This window comes from Mycobacterium sp. (genome assembly GCF_035274705.1).
GTDB lineage: Bacteria > Actinomycetota > Actinomycetes > Mycobacteriales > Mycobacteriaceae > Mycobacterium.
In genome coordinates this window covers 1-17,616 of record NZ_DATENY010000141.1, presented here as the reverse complement: position 1 = coordinate 17,616, position 17,616 = coordinate 1, and the positions used below count along the sequence as shown (strand labels likewise).

Annotated in this window: 17 protein-coding genes; 13 read left to right on the top strand and 4 right to left on the bottom strand. The window is 65.2% G+C overall.

The annotated features are described in order from the left end of the window. Window positions 1–124: 124 nt before the first annotated feature. Window positions 125–769, top strand: a complete 645-nt coding sequence (locus tag VJV41_RS28240) for a hypothetical protein (protein ID WP_325339434.1) — start codon at window positions 125–127, stop codon at window positions 767–769. Window positions 770–771: 2 nt separating this feature from the next. Here the strand turns inward: VJV41_RS28240 and VJV41_RS28235 are convergent, their stop codons facing one another. Then, window positions 772–987, bottom strand: a complete 216-nt coding sequence (locus tag VJV41_RS28235) for a dodecin (protein WP_325339432.1) — start codon at window positions 985–987, stop codon at window positions 772–774. A 31-nt stretch (window positions 988–1,018) separates the two neighbouring features. Between VJV41_RS28235 and VJV41_RS28230 the strand changes: the two genes are divergently transcribed. The 3 genes from VJV41_RS28230 (at window position 1,019) to VJV41_RS28220 (ending at window position 6,468) form a co-directional block, all read left to right on the top strand. Then, a complete protein-coding gene (locus VJV41_RS28230; RefSeq protein WP_325339431.1) occupies window positions 1,019–1,600 on the top strand; it encodes a carboxymuconolactone decarboxylase family protein in 582 nt (193 codons plus the stop codon). A 248-nt stretch (window positions 1,601–1,848) separates the two neighbouring features. Then, window positions 1,849–5,022: an isoleucine--tRNA ligase gene (ileS, locus tag VJV41_RS28225; protein WP_414685079.1), complete on the top strand. Its 3,174-nt coding sequence runs from the start codon at window positions 1,849–1,851 to the stop codon at window positions 5,020–5,022. A gap of 75 nt (window positions 5,023–5,097) precedes the next feature. Then, window positions 5,098–6,468, top strand: coding sequence for a DNA polymerase IV (locus VJV41_RS28220; RefSeq protein WP_325339535.1), 1,371 nt, complete (start codon window positions 5,098–5,100; stop codon window positions 6,466–6,468). Here VJV41_RS28220 and VJV41_RS28215 read toward each other — a convergent pair. After that, window positions 6,433–7,350, bottom strand: coding sequence for an asparaginase (locus tag VJV41_RS28215; RefSeq protein WP_325339427.1), 918 nt, complete (start codon window positions 7,348–7,350; stop codon window positions 6,433–6,435). The two genes, VJV41_RS28220 and VJV41_RS28215, sit on opposite strands and share 36 nt — an antisense overlap. A 42-nt stretch (window positions 7,351–7,392) precedes the next feature. Between VJV41_RS28215 and lspA the strand changes: the two genes are divergently transcribed. The 6 genes from lspA to VJV41_RS28185 are packed head-to-tail and all read left to right on the top strand — an operon-like array spanning window position 7,393 to window position 12,192. Next, entirely contained in the window at window positions 7,393–7,953 is a 561-nt protein-coding gene (gene lspA / locus VJV41_RS28210) for a signal peptidase II (RefSeq protein ID WP_325339425.1), read from the top strand. Further along, window positions 7,953–8,882 carry an RluA family pseudouridine synthase gene (locus VJV41_RS28205; RefSeq protein WP_325339423.1) on the top strand — a complete coding sequence of 310 codons (930 nt, stop codon included), beginning with the start codon at window positions 7,953–7,955 and terminating at the stop codon, window positions 8,880–8,882. The genes lspA and VJV41_RS28205 overlap by 1 nt, the downstream gene beginning before the upstream one ends. Then, window positions 8,879–9,781, top strand: coding sequence for an EamA family transporter RarD (gene rarD, locus VJV41_RS28200; RefSeq protein WP_325339421.1), 903 nt, complete (start codon window positions 8,879–8,881; stop codon window positions 9,779–9,781). Before VJV41_RS28205 ends, rarD begins: the two co-directional genes overlap by 4 nt. Before the next feature lie 28 nt (window positions 9,782–9,809). Further along, complete coding sequence (locus tag VJV41_RS28195) at window positions 9,810–10,187, top strand: YciI family protein (RefSeq protein WP_325339419.1); 378 nt, start codon at window positions 9,810–9,812, stop codon at window positions 10,185–10,187. A gap of 9 nt (window positions 10,188–10,196) precedes the next feature. Next, window positions 10,197–11,441, top strand: coding sequence for an RNA polymerase sigma factor (locus tag VJV41_RS28190; protein ID WP_325339417.1), 1,245 nt, complete (start codon window positions 10,197–10,199; stop codon window positions 11,439–11,441). 31 nt (window positions 11,442–11,472) lie between these two features. After that, a complete protein-coding gene (locus VJV41_RS28185; protein ID WP_325339415.1) occupies window positions 11,473–12,192 on the top strand; it encodes a TetR/AcrR family transcriptional regulator in 720 nt (239 codons plus the stop codon). Window positions 12,193–12,327: 135 nt separating this feature from the next. Here the strand turns inward: VJV41_RS28185 and VJV41_RS28180 are convergent, their stop codons facing one another. Both VJV41_RS28180 and VJV41_RS28175 read right to left on the bottom strand, forming a co-directional pair. Then, complete coding sequence (locus tag VJV41_RS28180) at window positions 12,328–12,690, bottom strand: hypothetical protein (RefSeq protein WP_325339414.1); 363 nt, start codon at window positions 12,688–12,690, stop codon at window positions 12,328–12,330. 347 nt (window positions 12,691–13,037) lie between these two features. Continuing rightward, on the bottom strand, window positions 13,038–13,424 hold the full coding sequence (locus tag VJV41_RS28175; RefSeq protein ID WP_325339412.1) for a hypothetical protein: 387 nt from the start codon (window positions 13,422–13,424) through the stop codon (window positions 13,038–13,040). Between the two features lie 399 nt (window positions 13,425–13,823). Between VJV41_RS28175 and VJV41_RS28170 the strand changes: the two genes are divergently transcribed. The 3 genes from VJV41_RS28170 to VJV41_RS29040 form a co-directional block, all read left to right on the top strand. Next, a complete protein-coding gene (locus tag VJV41_RS28170) occupies window positions 13,824–15,569 on the top strand; it encodes an AMP-binding protein (protein WP_325339410.1) in 1,746 nt (581 codons plus the stop codon). A gap of 70 nt (window positions 15,570–15,639) precedes the next feature. Continuing rightward, window positions 15,640–17,379: an AMP-binding protein gene (locus VJV41_RS28165; RefSeq protein WP_325339408.1), complete on the top strand. Its 1,740-nt coding sequence runs from the start codon at window positions 15,640–15,642 to the stop codon at window positions 17,377–17,379. Window positions 17,380–17,461: 82 nt separating this feature from the next. Then, on the top strand, window positions 17,462–17,616 hold a 155-nt coding region (locus tag VJV41_RS29040; protein ID WP_414685078.1), incomplete at its 3' end, for a hypothetical protein.

The window sequence follows — 17,616 nt, the reverse complement described above, 5'->3', positions numbered from 1 at the left end:
AACCCGACTTCCCGGCAATGGGCACCCATTCCCGGCAAATGGATTCCAAGCTCTTAATTGACACGGCCGTCACAGTTTTGGGATGGGTCTCCCATTTTTGGGAAACCCGTGTAGCGTTAGCTGCATGGTGGCTCCCTACTTAGCTGACACGAGCAGCGAACTCACGTATCAAATGGACAGCATGAAGGCCGCGACGTTGCGGGTCGCCGACTATGACATAGCCGATGGCGCCTCTCCGAAGCTCGACCGATTGTCGATCCCGGCGAACAGCGAGCTAACTGCTGAAGTCGACGGCGCGGCAGCCTGGCTCGGGCTCGCGGCTGACGAAATTCTCCTGGCGGCACTGGGACGTGCGATCGCACGGACCATCGGCGAGGGCATCGTTGCAGTCGACGTCACTGGCGAAGGTCGGTGGCTTCTCCACGCAATTCCTCTGATGTGCGCGACGGCCCATGAGGTCGGGCCTACCGAGATGCTGGGCAAGGTGCACCAAGCACTCGCCGCGCCGCCTGGCCACGGCGCAGACGTTCAGACGGAGATCTTCCTCAACTATGTGGGCACCGTGCCCGCGGGGACGACCCCGACCTACGAGACGCCGGCCGGCCTGGGCTATGCGTTGGAGCTGCGCGTGTACCGCGTCGACGGGCTGTTGCAGCTCGACTGGTGGTACGACACCTGCCGCTTCGACAGCTACACGGTCGAAGAGCTGATGGAGCAGTTCCCATTCGCGCTCGTCGAAATGACTTCAGACGCCGTCGCTCCGGTCTGACGTCATCGGGCATCTTCCAGGCGGAAACCGACTTTGAGCGTCACCTGGAAGTGCCCGATGGCGCCGTCCTCGAGATGGCCTCGTACTGACTGCACCTCGAACCAGTCGAGTCCGCGCATCGTCTGCGAGGCCCTCGATATCGCACTACGGATCGCCGCGTCGATGCTGTCGGGTGAGCTCCCGACGATCTCGATGATTCGGTAGGTGTGATCACTCATGGCGCAACGCTACGCGGTCTAAGGTGCCGCTATGCCGGACTCCGCGAGCGACTCACGCATTCCGCGCTTGCCGCTCGATGAGGCCAAGGCCGCTGCGGACCAGGCCGGCATCCCCGATTACATGGCCGAGTTGTCCATCTTCCAGGTGTTGCTGAACCATCCGACGCTGGCGCGGGCGCTCAACGATCTGCTGGCCACCATGCTGTGGCACGGCGCCTTGGCTCCGAGGCTGCGGGAGCTGGTAATCATGCGGATTGGCTGGCTGACGGCGTGCGATTACGAGTGGACACAGCATTGGCGGGTCGCCTGCGGGCTGGGTGTCCCGGCCGAGGACCTCATCGGTGTGCGCGACTGGACGACGCACGACGGGTTCGGTACTGCCGAACGCGCGGTGCTGGCGGCGACTGACGAAGTTGTGCGTGAAGGTGCGGTGAGCCAAGAGACGTGGACCGCCTGCGAGCGCGAGCTCGGGTCGAGTTCCGCGGTGCTGGTGGAGTTGGTGACGGCCATCGGGGCGTGGCGGATGATCGCGTCGATCCTGCACAGCCTCGAGGTGCCGTTGGAGGAGGGAGTCTCCAGTTGGCCGCCCGATGGTCAGCCGCCGAGCCGGTAGGGGACGCCAGCCGGGTCAATTTGCGCCGGACACTAGAATCGTGTGCAACGGCACCGATCCGGCCATCACCGGGGAGCCTTCGGAAGAACAGCTGATACAGCCCAGTAGACCCGAACGGGTGGGCCCGTCATCGCCCGAGTTGAGCGGCGCACAGGTTGTGCGCAAGCGGGGTGGTACCGCGGCGCTCGCGCACCGGCGCGACGTCGTCCCCGTGCCTGAACAATTGGCTTCCGAGGCCGGAGGCCTCAATTCGGCACAGGAGACAACGCACCACAGTGACCGCCTACCCGAAGCCGGCCGCCGGAGCACCGAACTTCCCGGCGCTCGAATCCGACGTCCTCGACTACTGGGACAGCGACGACACGTTTCGCGCCAGTGTCGCACGCCGCGACGACGCGCCTGAGTACGTCTTCTACGACGGGCCGCCGTTCGCCAACGGGCTACCTCACTACGGCCATCTGCTCACCGGCTACGTCAAGGACATCGTTCCGCGGTACCGCACCATGCGCGGCTACAAAGTGGAGCGCCGCTTTGGCTGGGACACCCACGGTCTTCCTGCCGAACTCGAAGTGCAGCGACAGCTCGCCATCACCGACAAGGCCCAGATCGAAGAATTGGGCATCGAGAAGTTCAACGGCGCGTGTCGAGCATCGGTGCTCAAGTACACCAACGAATGGCGCGCCTACGTCACTCGCCAGGCCCGCTGGGTCGATTTCGACAACGACTACAAGACCCTCGATCCGACCTTCATGGAATCGGTGATCTGGGCGTTCAAGCAGCTGTGGGACAAGGGCCTGGCATATGAGGGCATCCGCGTACTGCCGTACTGCTGGAACGACGAAACGCCGCTGTCCAGCCACGAACTTCGGATGGACGACGACGTCTACCAAAGCCGTCAAGACCCCGCCATCACGGTGGGCTTCCAGGTCGACGGCGGCCCGCTCGACGGTGCCCATCTGCTGATCTGGACCACGACCCCGTGGACGCTTCCGTCGAACCAGGCCGTGGCCGTCAACCCCGAGGTCACCTACGTCCAAGTGCAAGCCCCGGACGGGCGGCGCTATGTGCTGGCAGAGGCACGGCTTGCCGCCTACGCCCGCGAGCTCGGCGAGGAGCCTGAGGTCGTGGCGACGTACACCGGGCGGGATCTGCTCGAGACTCGCTACCTGCCACCGTTCCCGTATTTCATGGACGCGCCCAACTCGTTTCGGGTGCTGCCTGCCGACTTCGTCAGCACCGACGACGGCACCGGCATCGTGCACATGTCGCCCGCTTACGGCGAGGACGACATGGCCACCACACAGCCGGCAGGCATCTCCGCCGTCACACCGGTCGACTCCAAAGGCCGGTTCGGTCAAACGGTCCCTGACTACGCCGGCCAGCACGTATTCGACGCCAACCCGCAGATCATCCGTGACCTTAAGAACCAGGGCCGGTCGGCTGCGGCCAATGGCGCGGTGCTGCTGCGCCACGAGACCTACGAGCACTCCTATCCACACTGCTGGCGGTGCCGAAACCCGTTGATATACCGGGCGGTGTCGTCGTGGTTCATCAAGGTCACCGAGTTCCGCGACCGGATGGTCGAACTCAACCAGCAGATCACCTGGTACCCCGAACACGTCAAGGACGGTCAGTTCGGCAAGTGGCTGTCCGGCGCCCGCGACTGGTCGATCTCGCGAAACCGCTACTGGGGCACGCCGATTCCGGTGTGGATGTCCGACGATCCGGCCTATCCGCGCATCGACGTCTATGGCAGCCTTGACGAGCTGGAACGTGACTTCGGTGTACGGCCAACCAATCTGCACCGTCCGTACATCGACGAGTTGACCCGGCCCAACCCCGACGACCCGACGGGCAACTCGACCATGCGGCGCATCGAGGACGTGTTCGATGTGTGGTTCGACTCGGGTTCCATGCCATACGCGCAGGTGCATTACCCCTTCGAGAACCAGAAATGGTTTGACGGCGTCAGTGGTGACGGCGACCAGGTCGGGGTCGATGCGCATTTTCCCGGTGACTTCATCGTCGAGTACATCGGCCAGACCCGCGGCTGGTTCTACACGCTGCACATCCTGGCCACTGCGTTATTCGACAAGCCGGCGTTCAAAACCTGTGTGGCGCACGGCATCGTGCTGGGCAACGACGGGCAGAAAATGAGCAAGTCGCTGCGCAACTATCCCGACGTGACCGAGGTGTTCGACCGGGACGGCTCCGACGCCATGCGATGGTTCCTGATGGCCTCGCCGATCCTGCGCGGTGGCAACCTGGTCGTCACCGAACAGGGCATCCGTGAAGGCGCACGCCAGGTGCTGTTGCCGCTGTGGAATGCCTACACGTTCCTCGCTCTCTATGCGCCGAACAAGGGGACGTGGCGTACTGACTCGTCGCACGTGCTGGACCGCTACATCCTGGCGAAGCTGGCCGAGCTGCGCGACGACCTGACCGAATCGCTTGATGTGTGCGACATCTCGGGGGCATGCGACCAACTTCGCCAATTCACCGAGGCGTTGACGAATTGGTATGTGCGACGGTCGCGTTCGCGGTTCTGGGAAGAGGACCCGGACGCCATCGACACGCTGCACACCGTACTGGAGGTGACCGGCCGGCTCGCAGCCCCGCTGCTGCCGCTGGTGACCGAGGTCATCTGGCGCGGCGTGACCGGTGATCGGTCGGTGCACATGACGGACTGGCCGGAGGCCGGTCTGCTGCCCGCCGACCCGGATCTGGTGGCCGCTATGGATCAGGTGCGCGAGGTGGCGTCGGCGGGGTCGTCGCTGCGCAAGGCCAAGAAATTGCGTGTGCGATTGCCGCTACCGAAACTAATTGTCGCGGTGGATAATCCGCAGCGGCTGCGGCCGTACCGCGAGTTGCTTGCCGAGGAGCTCAATGTCAAGCGTGTCGAGCTCACCGACGACATCGACGCGTACGGCCGTTTCGAGCTGACGGTCAACGCGCGCGTCGCCGGTCCGCGGCTGGGCAAGGACGTGCAGGCCGCGATCAAGGCGGTCAAGGCCGGCGAAGCCGTCGTCAACGCCGACGGCACGCTGACCGCAGGCCCCGCGGTGCTGCAGCCCGAGGAGTACAGCTCCCGGCTCGTGGCGGCGGATCCCGACTACACCACCGCGCTGCCCGATGGCGCCGGGCTGGTGGTGCTCGACGGCACCGTGACGCCGGAGCTGGAGGCCGAGGGCTGGGCAAAAGATCGCATCCGCGAACTGCAGGACCTGCGCAAGTCGACCGGTCTGGACGTGTCCGACCGCATCAGCGTCGTGATGTCGGTGCCTGCCGAGCGAGCGGACTGGGCCAGCGCGCACAGCGGCCTGATCGCCCGCGAAATCCTGGCCACCACTTTCGAATTCGGCGAGCCCGCCGACGGAACCGAGATCGGCGACGGCGTGCGGGTGGCGATCAGTAAGACCTAGCTGACGTTTCGCGAGCCAGCCGCCACCGCGGCGACGACGTACCGCCCTAGCATCGGCAATGTGGATGCTCGCTGGGTGCTGCACTTCGACATGGACGCGTTTTTCGCATCCGTCGAGCAGCTGACCCGGCCTACCCTGCGCGGACGGCCCGTCCTCGTCGGCGGACTTGGCGGACGCGGCGTCGTCGCCGGAGCGAGCTATGAGTCCCGGGTGTACGGCGCTCGCTCGGCGATGCCCATGCATCAGGCCCGCCGCCTGGTCGGCGCCCCTGCGGTGGTGCTGCCGCCGCGCGGCGTTGTCTACGGCGTCGCCAGCCGCCGCGTGTTCGAGACCGTCCGCACCTTGGTCCCCGTGCTGGAGCAACTTTCGTTCGACGAGGCGTTCGGCGAACCCGCCGAACTGGCTGGCGCGTCCGCGGACGACGTCGAGGCCTTCTGTCAGGAGCTACGGGCCAAGGTCCGCGGCGAGACGGGGCTCGTCGCCTCCGTCGGCGCCGGATCGGGCAAGCAGATCGCCAAGATCGCCTCCGACTTGGCCAAGCCTGACGGCATCCGGGTGGTGCGCCGAGACGAGGAGCGCGTACTGCTCGACGGGCTACCCGTGCGGCGGCTGTGGGGCATCGGGCCCGTCGCCGAGGAGAAACTGCACCGGCTCGGCATCGAAACCATCGGCCAGCTCGTCGCTCTGACCGATGCCGAGGTGGCCAACATCCTCGGCGCCACGATCGGCCCGGCTCTGCACCGCCTGGCGCAAGGCATCGACGACCGGCCGGTCGCCGAGAACGCCCCTGCCAAGCAGATCAGTGCCGAATCGACGTTCCCAGAGGACCTGACCACTCTCGATCAACTGCGCGAAGCCATCGGCCCGATCGGCGAGCACGCTCACACACGCCTTGAGAAAGACGGCCGCGGCGCTCGCACCGTCACCGTCAAGCTCAAGAAGTCCGACATGAGCATTCTGACCCGCTCCGCGACGCTGCCGTATGCGACCACCGACGCCGCCACGTTGATCACGATGGCCCGCAGGCTGCTGCTCGACCCGATTGAGATCGGCCCGATTCGCCTTGTCGGCGTTGGCTTTTCGGGCCTCTCCGACGTCCGCCAGGAGTCGCTGTTTTCCGACCTCGAGCTGGTTGCCGAGGAGGTGTCCAACACCCAGTTGCCGCAAACACGCACAGACGCCGCCGCGACCGCGCCCGCCTGGCGCGTCGGCGATGACGTCACGCACACCACCTACGGGCACGGCTGGATCCAGGGCGCCGGCCACGGTGTGATGACGGTGCGGTTCGAGACCCGCGGCACGGGGCCGGGGCAGGCACGCACCTTCGCCGACGACACCCCCGATATCGCCCGTGCGAACCCGGTAGACAGCCTCGACTGGCCCGACTATCTCAGCGACCTCGCGGCCCGGTCAGCCCCAGCGGGCGACGATGTCCTCGACGGGTGAACCTGCCGCCAGCGCCGCCATCAGCAGCACCCGCGCCTGCGCCGGTCGTAGCCGCGATATCACCATCGCACCCGCGTCCACCAATTCACGGCCGGGCCCGTACCCCGGACTGACGCGCCCACCGGGTACCCGCGTCGACACCACGACCGCGATGCCGTCGCGACAGTGCCGGCGCACTCCTTCGATGACCTCGGCGCCCGCGTTGCCCGAGCCCAGCGCCTCCAGGACGATGCCCCGCGCTCCGGCTGCCACGCAGGCATCCATGGCGACGGCGTCAGCGCCCGGGTACACCGCGAGGATGTCCACCCGTGGCGCGACGGCAGCCGAGAGCGGGCCGAGATATGGCCGGTCCTTCACCGCGTGGGCAGTGAAGCGGCCGTCGACGACATCACCGATCGGCTCACCGGTGAAGCCGCGCAGGCCGCCCGTCGCAACCTTCTGCAGCCCGAGTGGCTGCCACACGGTGCCCGCGAAAGCCACCATCACACCAAGGCCTCGGGCGTCGGGGCTGGCCGCCACCGTCAACGCGTCGCGCAAATTACGCGGGCCGTCGGCGTCGGGCGCGTCGGCGCTGCGCTGTGCGCCGGTGATCACCACAGGGGCCTCGCCGGCATAGGTCAGCTCGAGCCAGAGCGCCGTTTCCTCCATCGTGTCGGTGCCGTGGGTGATCACCACACCGTCGGCCTCGGACGGCACAGCGCCACGAATTCTGTCCCAGTCGGCCGGCGCCAATTGTGAGCTGTCGAGCGCCATCAGATCGACGACGTCGACGTCCAAACCCGAGGTCAGATCGGTGCCGCTGCGGGTCGGCCGCTTGACTCCGTCCTCGTCGGTACTGGTGGAGATCGTGCCGCCCGTGGTGATGACGACGAGGCGACCCATGGGTGGAATCATCGCGCATGACCGCTAGGGGATGATGGGGGAGTGACTGATGAAACATCCGGCTCCGCGGAGCCGGTGACCGAAGACGAGGCGCGCGGCCCGCGGCCCCGGCGGCGGATCCGCCTGCTGCTCACCGTTGCGGCGGTGGTTCTCGTTCTCGACATCGTCACCAAGGTGCTCGCCGTCAGGCTGCTGACGCCAGGCCAGCCGGTGTCGATCATCGGTGACACCGTCACGTGGACGCTGGTGCGCAACTCCGGCGCCGCATTCTCGATGGCCACCGGCTACACCTGGGTGCTCACCCTGATCGCGACCGGTGTGGTGATCGGGATCATCTGGATGGGCCGCCGGCTTGTGTCGCCGTGGTGGGCCATCGGCCTCGGCATGATCCTCGGCGGCGCGATGGGCAACCTCGTCGACCGTTTCTTCCGCTCACCCGGGCCGCTGCGCGGGCACGTCGTGGACTTCCTGTCCATCGGCTGGTGGCCGGTGTTCAACGTTGCCGACCCGTCGGTAGTGGGCGGTGCCATCCTGCTGGTTGCGTTGTCGCTCTTCGGATTTGACTTCGACACGGTCGGCCGCCGCAAGGCCAACACGGCGTAATGGCCACCCGCTCGATGCCCATCCCCGAGGGGCTGGCGGGCATGCGCGTAGACGCCGGGCTCGCCCGGCTGCTCGGGTTGTCGCGGACGGCCGCGGCGGAGCTCGCCGAAGATGGCGGCGTCGACATCGACGGCACGCGCGCCGGCAAGTCGGACAAGCTGCCAGCGGGCGCATGGTTGGAGGTCCGGCTGCCGGAGGCGCCTGCGCCCGTGGAGAACACGCCTGTCGAGATCGAAGGCATGGCAGTCCTGTACTCCGACGCCGATATTGTCGCGGTCGACAAACCACCCGGGGTCGCCGCGCATGCCACCGTCGGCTGGAGCGGGCCGACGGTGCTGGGTGGCCTTGCCGCAGCGGGGTTCCGGATCAGCACATCGGGAATCCATGAGCGCCAAGGCATCGTGCACCGGCTGGACGTCGGCACGTCGGGTGTCATGGTGGTGGCGCTATCTGAGCGCGCCTACACGCTGCTTAAACGAGCCTTCAAGCAACGCACTGTCGAAAAGCGTTATCACGCACTGGTGCAAGGACATCCGGACCCGTCCAGCGGAACAATCGACGCACCCATCGGCCGCCACCGCGGACACGACTGGAAGTTTGCCGTCACCGAACAGGGCCGGCACAGCATCACCCACTACGACACCCTGGAGGCGCACCAGGCCGCCAGCTTGCTCGACATCGAATTGGAAACCGGTCGCACACATCAGATTCGGGTGCACTTCGCCGCACTGCACCATCCGTGCTGCGGCGACCTCACGTACGGCGCAGATCCGACACTGGCGAAAAAGCTTGGGCTGGAACGTCAATGGCTGCACGCGCGGTCGCTGGCATTCGCGCATCCCGCCGACGGTCGCCGCATCGAGATCACCAGCCCGTACCCGTCCGACCTGCAGCACGCTCTAGACATGTTGCGCAACCACGAACTGTGAGCGAGACGCGTCGTTCCGGGTTGCTGTTCGGGGTTGGCGCTTACGCGTCGTGGGGCCTGTTCCCGGCGTTCTTCCCGCTGCTCAAGCCCGCCAGCGCATTCGAAATCCTTGCGCACCGAATCGTGTGGTGTTTCGCGCTGATGGTCGTGGTCGTCGCGGTGGTGCGCCGACTGGGCGACATCCGGGCGATGACGGGCCGCACCTGGCTGCTGCTGACGTTCGCATCGGCCCTGATCTCGGTCAACTGGGTGATCTACATCTACGCGGTGAACAACGGCCATGTGGTGGATGCCGCGCTGGGTTACTTCATCAACCCGCTTGTCACGGTCGCGTTGGGCTTGTTGATATTTCGCGAGCGGCTCAACCGCGCGCAGTTCGTCGCACTCGCCGTCGCGGTGTCCGCCGTCGTAGTGCTGACCGTTGAGGTCGGCACGGTGCCCCTCATTGCCCTCGGGCTCGCGCTGTCCTTCGGGCTGTACGGCGCGGTGAAGAAGGTGGTGCCGGTCGATCCCCGGGTGAGTGTCGGCATCGAGGCTGGGGTGGCGGCTCCTTTTGCTCTGGCCTACCTCGTGGTCTTACAGGCCGGCGGCCATCAGACGTTCACCAATCACGGCGCGGGCCATGTCGCGCTGATGATCCTGTCGGGCGTGTTGACGGCGTTGCCGCTGCTGCTGTTCGCCGCCGCGGCCCAGCGGCTGCCAATGGTCACGATGGGCCTGCTGTTCTACCTGACACCGGTGATGCAGCTCACCTGGGGCGTGGTCGTCGGGCACGAGCCGATGCCCGCGGCACGGTGGCTGGGTTTGGCGCTGATCTGGGTTGCGCTGGCAGTGTTCAGCGGCGATGCGATCCGGCGGGCACGTGTCGATCGGGCGGTGCCTGAGTCGTCATACCGGTGACACCATCTACGACAGAAAGGACACCACGATGCGGTACTGCCTGTTGATGCACTACCAGGAGGGCCACGAGGTCGGCCTGTCCGAAGAGGACATGGCCCCTGCGATGGAGGCCTTCAAGGCCTACGCCGACGACCTGTCGGCCGCCGGAGTGCTCATCGACACCGAAGTGCTCGAATCGGTCGTCTCCACCACCACCGTCACCGCCCGCAACGGCACGCTGGAGGTGCAGGACGGGCCGTTCGTCGACACCAAAGAAAAGCTCGGCGGGATCTTCGTCATCGAGGTTGACAACCTCGATGAGGCGCTGAAGTGGGCGCAACGAAACCCCGCCAACGGCTGGGGTTCGATCGAAATCCGCCCGGTGGCGCGGACATACGCCGCCGACCTCGGGTGGTATGCCCCGTAAAAGGGCCGGATGAGCCGCTTGCGCGAAGACCAACATGCACAGGCCCGGGTGGCTGCGGTCACCCGGGACTCGTACGGCCGGCTGCTTGCCGTGCTCGCGGCGCCGAGTCGCGACATCGCCGCCGCCGAGGACGCGCTGGCCGACGCGTTGGAACGTGCGCTGTCCCGCTGGCCCGACGAGGGCATACCAGCCAACCCCGAGGGGTGGATACTCACCGTGGCGCGCAACCGACTACGCGACCTGTGGAAGTCGTCCGCATACCGCACTACCGAGCCGCTTGACGAAACTCACGACGTTCCAAGCACTTTGGAAGCCGACGACATGACTGCCCTACCGGACCGGCGATTGCAGCTGATGCTGGTCTGCGCTCACCCCGCCATCGCGGCCAACGTCCGCACGCCATTGATGCTGCAGACGGTGCTTGGCGTGGACGCCGCGGCGATCGCGTCGGCATTCGCTGTTGAGCCCGCCGCCATGGCACAGCGATTGGTGCGGGCCAAGAAACGCATCCGCGATGCCGGTATCGCGTTTGTGCTGCCCGAACGCGACGACCTCGTCCGGCGCCTGCCCTCGGTGCTGGAGGCCGTCTACGGCGCGTACTCGATCGACTGGCAGCTCGCGCCGCAGGGCGCGCCGATCGAATCGCTGTCGGCCGAGGCCCTTCATCTGGCGCTGGTGCTCGCCGAGCTCCTACCCGACGAGCCGGAGGTGCTGGGCCTGGCCGCGCTGGTGTGCCTGTCGGAAGCACGGCGACCGGCACGTCGAAGCGCCGGCGGGCGCTTCATTCCGCTCGACGACCAGGACACCACGCTGTGGGACGAAGTGCTGATCTCCCGCGGCGAATCGCTGCTGCGCCGTGCCCATGCGTTCGGTCGGCCGGCCCGATTTCAGTACGAGGCGGCGATCCAGTCGGCCCATTGCGGCCGCGCCACGCACGGACACGTGGACACCGAAGCGCTGCGAAGGCTGCACCGCGCGCTGATGCGGGTGTCGCCGTCGCTGGGCGCGGCGGTGGCGTCGGCCGCGATCGACGGAGAACTCGACGGACCCGAGGCGGGGTTGCGCGCACTGGACGCGATCGCAGACCCAGCCGTCGAGCGGTTTCAGCCCGCATGGACGACGCGAGCCCATCTGCTCGCCGGGGCCGGCCGCGCGGCCGCAGCCGCCGACGCATACCGCAAGGCCATCGAACTGACCACCGATGCCGGGGTGGCCGACTACCTCTCGCGGCGTTTGCGCGAAGTATCCGGTTGACCGGCCATCAGCAATGCCATAGCGTTTGCCAATGTCGTTCGACACCCGGCCCGAACCTGCCGGCCGCGGACGTGGGCGTCCGATCGGTTCCAACTCCGCCGAAACCCGGGCCGGCATCCTGCGCGCCGCGCGCGAGGTGATCAACGACCGCGGGTATGAGGCCGCGAGCTTTCAGGCCATCGCCGATCGGGCGGGGCTGAGCCGGCCGACGATGCACTACTACTTCCACACCCGGGAGGAGATCTACGACAGCCTGGTTCAGGAGGCGTCGTCGATCGTCGCGGATTGCATCAACGAAGCCCGGTGTGAGAACACGCTTCTGGGGCAGCTGTCGTCGTTTGTTGCAGCAGCTTCACGGTTGGGGTTTGCCGAGCGGTCGATGATGCGGTTCATCATCATCGCCCGCCTGGAATTCCACCGAAGCCCGACCCTTCGGCATGGTGACGGACCCGTCGTCGCCGCGATGGAGGCTTTCTATACGTCGATGATCGACGACGCGATCGCGCGAGGTGAGATCCCGCCGGGCATGGATGCGGCGGCAGTGGCGAATATGTTGCTCGCGATGTTCCTGGGGATGGGCTTCTATGCCGGATTCATTGTTGATCACGGCGACATGGCTGTGATTGCCAAGCTACTCCGCCATCTGATGACTCACGGATTGCTAGATCACAACCAGAACGCCGTCCGCTCACCATCGGACCGCCGGAGCCGGTTACCGTCGGGGATCTACCCCATGTCTGGTCGGGTCTGACGGGGTGATCATGTTCCCGCAGGTCAGCTGGCTGTCAAAGCGGCCGTGACAGTTTTCGAGGGAAACACCCGATTTCTCCCGGGGCGCACGGGAATACTCGATGCTGGACGGTCCCCGACCGCCTTGACGCATCCCCTACAACGGTGGCGCGTCCGGGCGGAGGCGCGATTCGGACAAGTCTGTCTGCTCCGGAGCTGTCACCCCGGTCCCGTTTGGGGGCGGGGCAGCGCCGCGCCCACTGATCTCGTCGGCCAGCGATGCAACCTCTTCTGGGCCGATGAACCTATATCGGGTCAGAAGCTCAGCGCGGTTGATGCCGAGATTGGCTCCGGCTTTGCTCAGGTTATCCGCCGAGATCAAGGTGCCCTTGTCCAGCTGGTCGTAGTACGTGGAGCGGGGCAGCTCTAACGCGGTCCAGATCTCTTCCTTGGTGAGCGTGCGGCCCATCAGGTAGGAGAGGACGGCGGCGAGGTCCTTGCCGGTGTCATCGGGATACACGACACCACAATATCCGGTTTCTTGGACAAATCAAATAGCCAGCAAAATACCAACTCAGGTTTGCGCCTTCGCCCTTGATCATGACCCCGCCCGGCATTCACGCGCACGACCTCCGACGATCTAGATGACCCGGTAGGTGCCGTCGCCCCAACCGTGTCGCCGAGCACGCGGTTCACGGTGCTGTGGCGCATGCCGCGGTCCTGCGCAGTACTACGTCCGCTACGCGAAAGCCTTCTCCAGCGAAAGTTGACGCCGTCGAATTAGTCGGCCGGCAAGGTCGCCTTCTTCGTCCATAGTGACCTTCGGAGTCACCCGCGAGGTGGCGAAGCGAACGAATCCCAGACGCCCTATAGCGGCGGCGCATCATGACGTCGCCGTAAATGGGAAATCGTCGCCGGCTTTTGCGCAATGGTCTTCACCGGGTTCCTGATCACCCCCGTCCGTGACGGGGGGAGTGCGAAAGGTTGGGACCCGCCGATCTCTTCGGCCAGCGATCTGATTTCTTCGGGGTCGATAAGCCGGTACCGAATCAGCAACTCAACCTGGTTGATGCCGAGGTTCGTCGCGGCCTTCCGCAGATTGTCCGCAGTGATCAGAGTTCCCTTTTCCAGCTGGTCGTAGTACGTCGACCGCGGGAGTTCCAGCGCCCTCCAGATCTCTTCTTTACTCAGGGTGCGTCCAGTCATGTAGGAGAGGACCGCGCCGAGGTCTTTCTCGGAGTCGTCTGGGAACATAAGCAGAGAATGTATCCGGCATATTGGACAATAGCAATCAAGTCTGCTACGGGTTCCGGACGTCGATTGCCATCCGCAAGCAGTCCGCGGCGCTCGGCCGACCATCCATCGTCGTACAGAGATTTTAGCTGTCGAACCCCATGAACTGGGGTTATAACGGTTGCTGCGCAATCATCTGCAAACGGCCCAGCTGGCGCCAGCCTCACTCCGGATGCCATCAACACGTCATACGCCGCACGCTGACAGCGAGTTTTGTCACCGTGGACTGGCCGACGTGGTTCATATAGTTGGACCAATAATCCGACACATTGGACATTGAGTGTTAGCCTCGCGGAAGGTCAGCGCCCTTGGGGAGATTGGCGCCTGAGGGCTTGTAAACCACAGCGGGGAGGTGGCCCGATGCACGTGAGCGAATCTTCCATCCCGGCCGCGCTGCAGAAACAAGCCCGACAACGTCCCGATGCGCAGGCGTTCACGTACATCGACTACGAACTTGACCCTGACGGATACTTCGAGACCCTGACGTGGTGTCAAGCCCAACAGCGCGTGCGGATTGTCGCCCAGGAAGTGAGGCGCTGCGGATCACCGGGTGATCGCGTCGCCATCCTCGCCCCGCAAGGCCTTGACTACATCATTGGATTCCTCGGTGCGATGGCAGCCGGCTTCGTCGCGGTCCCGTTGCCGATGCCGCTGTTCGGCACGCACGACGAACGGGTCTTCGCGGCCCTAAAGGACAGCACGCCAGCCGCAATCATGACAACATCGGCGGTCGTCAACGACGTCGTCCCGTATGCACGTGTGCTCCCAGGCTCGCCGCCGGCAGTTATCGAGATCGATGCCCTCGACCTGGATGCGCCGCCCGCCGTCCACCCCACCAGCACGTCACAGACAACGACGGCCCTGCTGCAATACACCTCCGGCTCGACTCGTCAGCCGGCCGGTGTTGTGATCTCGCACAAGAACGTCATCGCGAATATTAAGCAGGTAGTGGACGATTATTTCGAGGACAACGGGAAGGTTCCACCACCGGATATCACGCTTGTATCGTGGCTGCCCTTCTATCACGACATGGGCCTGCTACTTGGGGTCACGGGTCCAGTGCTGTTGGGACTTCACGCAGTGCTTACGAGCCCTATGGCGTTTCTGCAGAAACCGGCCCGGTGGATGCAGGCGTTGGCTCGCACTACCCGACCGTTTTCGGCGGGGCCGAACTTCGCTTTCGAACTGGCTGTGCGACGAACCTCCGACGACGACATGTCAGGGCTCGACTTAGGGCATGTGCACACGATCCTCAGCGGTAGCGAACGGATACAGGCCGCGACAATCCGGCGGTTCACGGAGCGGTTCTCCCGCTTCAACCTTCCTGAGAGCGCGCTGGCGCCGTCGTACGGCCTGGCCGAGGCGACGGTGTACGTCGGATCGGCGGCCCCGGCGCGCCGCCCGACGACCGTCCGTTTCGACAACGAGAAGCTGTCGGTCGGCCACGCGAAGCCGTGCGCACGTGAAGCCGCTTCCGAGCTTGTTAGCGTCGGGCCTCCGCGCGCCTGCACCGTGCGCATCGTCGATCCTGAGGCATGCGTTGAGAAATCGGCCGGGAAGGTTGGCGAGATCTGGGTGCATGGCGACCAGGTTGCGAGCGGCTACTGGCGAAAGCCGCAACTGTCGGAGCGGACCTTCGGTGGACGGCTCGTCGATCCATCGCCCGGCACGCCCGAGGGGCCCTGGCTTCGGACCGGAGATCTGGGCGTCATTTACGACGGCGAGCTCTTCATAATCGGCCGTATCAAGGATCTGCTGATCGTCGACGGGCGCAACCACTATCCCGACGACATCGAGGCGACGGTTCAGGAGATCAGCGGAGGGCGTGTCGCAGCAATCTCTGTCCCAGGTGAGCGCACCGAGCGGTTGGTCGCGGTCGTGGAGCTCAAGAAGCGGGGTAGCTCCGACGAGGATGCGCTGGACAAACTTCACACCGTGAAATACGAAGTGACATCAGCGATCTCGAAGACCCATGGATTGCGGGTAGCCGACCTCGTCTTCGTACCACCCGGCTCGATTCCGATCACCACGAGCGGCAAGATCCGCCGCTCCGCGTGCGCGGAGCGTTATCGGCAGAACGAATTCGTCCGCCTGGACACCGCATGACGGCTCTTGACAAGGGCCGACGTGAGCCTGACGGCGGGTGCACACGACTCTGAACCGAAGGGGGGATTCAATGTCGGCAATCGAATCGTCCATACCCGGTGTGCTGCAAGAGCGTGCCCGGCAACGTCCGGATGCGCCCGCGTACACGTTCATCGACTACGAGCTCGACCCTGCTGGGTATTCCGAGAGCTTGACGTGGTCTCAGGTCCACCGGCGGGCGCAGGTGGTCGCCGCGGAACTCGCGTCGTGCGGATCGCCGGGGGACCGCGTGGCGATTTGTGCTCCGCAGGGCTTCGAATACATCGTCGGTTTCCTCGGCGCCGTGGCGGCCGGCTTCATCGCGGTCCCAGTGTCCGCGCCGCTATACGGCGCACACGACGAACGACTTTCCGCAGCGTTGACGGACAGCTCGCCGGTGGCAATCCTGACTACATCGAGTGTCGTCAACGACGTCGACGCATGTGTGCGTGCGCTCCCCGGCTCGCCGCCGACAGTGATCGAAATCGACGCGCTCGAACTCGATACGCCTTCGGCTCTCCACTCCACCGGCACGCCGCAGACCAAGACCGCCTTACTGCAGTACACGTCCGGTTCGACACGTCAGCCGACTGGCGTGGTCGTGACGCACAGCAACATCTTCGCGAATGTCGAGCAGGTGTTGTCCGACCATTTCGAGGACAACGGGAAGGTTCCACCACCGGATACCACGCTCCTGTCGTGGCTGCCGTTCTATCACGACATGGGCCTGCTGCTCGGAATCGTCGGTCCGGTATTGACAGGACTGCACGCAGTTCTGACGAGCCCGATTGCCTTTCTGCAGAAGCCCGCCCGGTGGATGCAGCTGTTAGCCAGCAATACCCGACCGTTTTCGGCGGGGCCGAACTTCGCTTTCGAACTGGCTGTGCGGCGGACGTCCGACGACGACATGTCGGGGCTCGACTTGGGGCACGTGCTCAGCATCACCACCGGCAGCGAACGGGTACACGCCGCGACGATTAGACGTTTCACGGAGCGGTTCTCCCGCTTCAACCTTCCCGACACCGCGCTGCGGCCATCGTATGGGCTTGCCGAGGCGATGGTGTACGTGGCGTCGTCGGCCGGGCGCCCCCCGACGGCCGTCCGTTTCGACGACGAGAAGCTGTCGGCCGGCCATGCAAAGCGCTGCGACGAAGGCGGTGTCGAGCTGGTCAGCCACGGTGCACCGCGCGCCTGCACCGTGCGGATCGTCGACCCCGAGACCCGTGTCGAGAATCCGGCCGGCAAGCTCGGGGAGATCTGGGTGCACGGCGGCAATGTCGCCGATGGCTATTGGCGAAACCCGCAACTGTCGGCACGGACCTTCGATGCACAGTTGGTCGATCCATCGGCCGGCACGCCGCAAGGACCCTGGCTCAGGAGCGGAGATTTGGGCGTCATATCCGACGGTGAGCTCTTCATCATCGGTCGCATCAAGGATGTGCTGATCGTGGATGGAAGTAACCACTACCCCGACGATATCGAGGCGACCATCCAGGAGATCACCGGGGGCCGTGCTGCCGCGATCTCCATCCCAGACGATCGAACGGAGCGGCTCGTCGCGATCGCCGAATTCAAAAAACGCGGCAACAATCTTGAAGAAGCGCTGAGCAGGCTTCATACCGTGAAACGCGAAGTGACATCAGCGATTTCGAGGTATCACAGCTTGCGGGTCGCAGATCTGGTCCTGGTGCCGCCAGGCTCGATCCCGATCACCACAAGTGGCAAGGTTCGCCGCTCGGCGTGCGCCGAACGTTACCGGCAGAACGAATTCACCCGCCTGGACACCGCATGACGTCGTCAAACGAATTGGCAAGGGCCGCCGGTCAAGAGTCCGAGCTGTTGCAGCACCTTTCGGAATGGCTGGGTTGAGTGCGATGGCTCAATCGGTGGATCGTCGGGTGGTTATTACTGAGGCGTTGCGCAAGATTGATGATTTGAGTGCGCGGTTGCAGATCGCTGAGAAGGGTGATGTTGAGCCGGTTGCGGTGGTGGGGTTGGGGTGTCGGTTTCCCGGTGGGGTGGATACCGC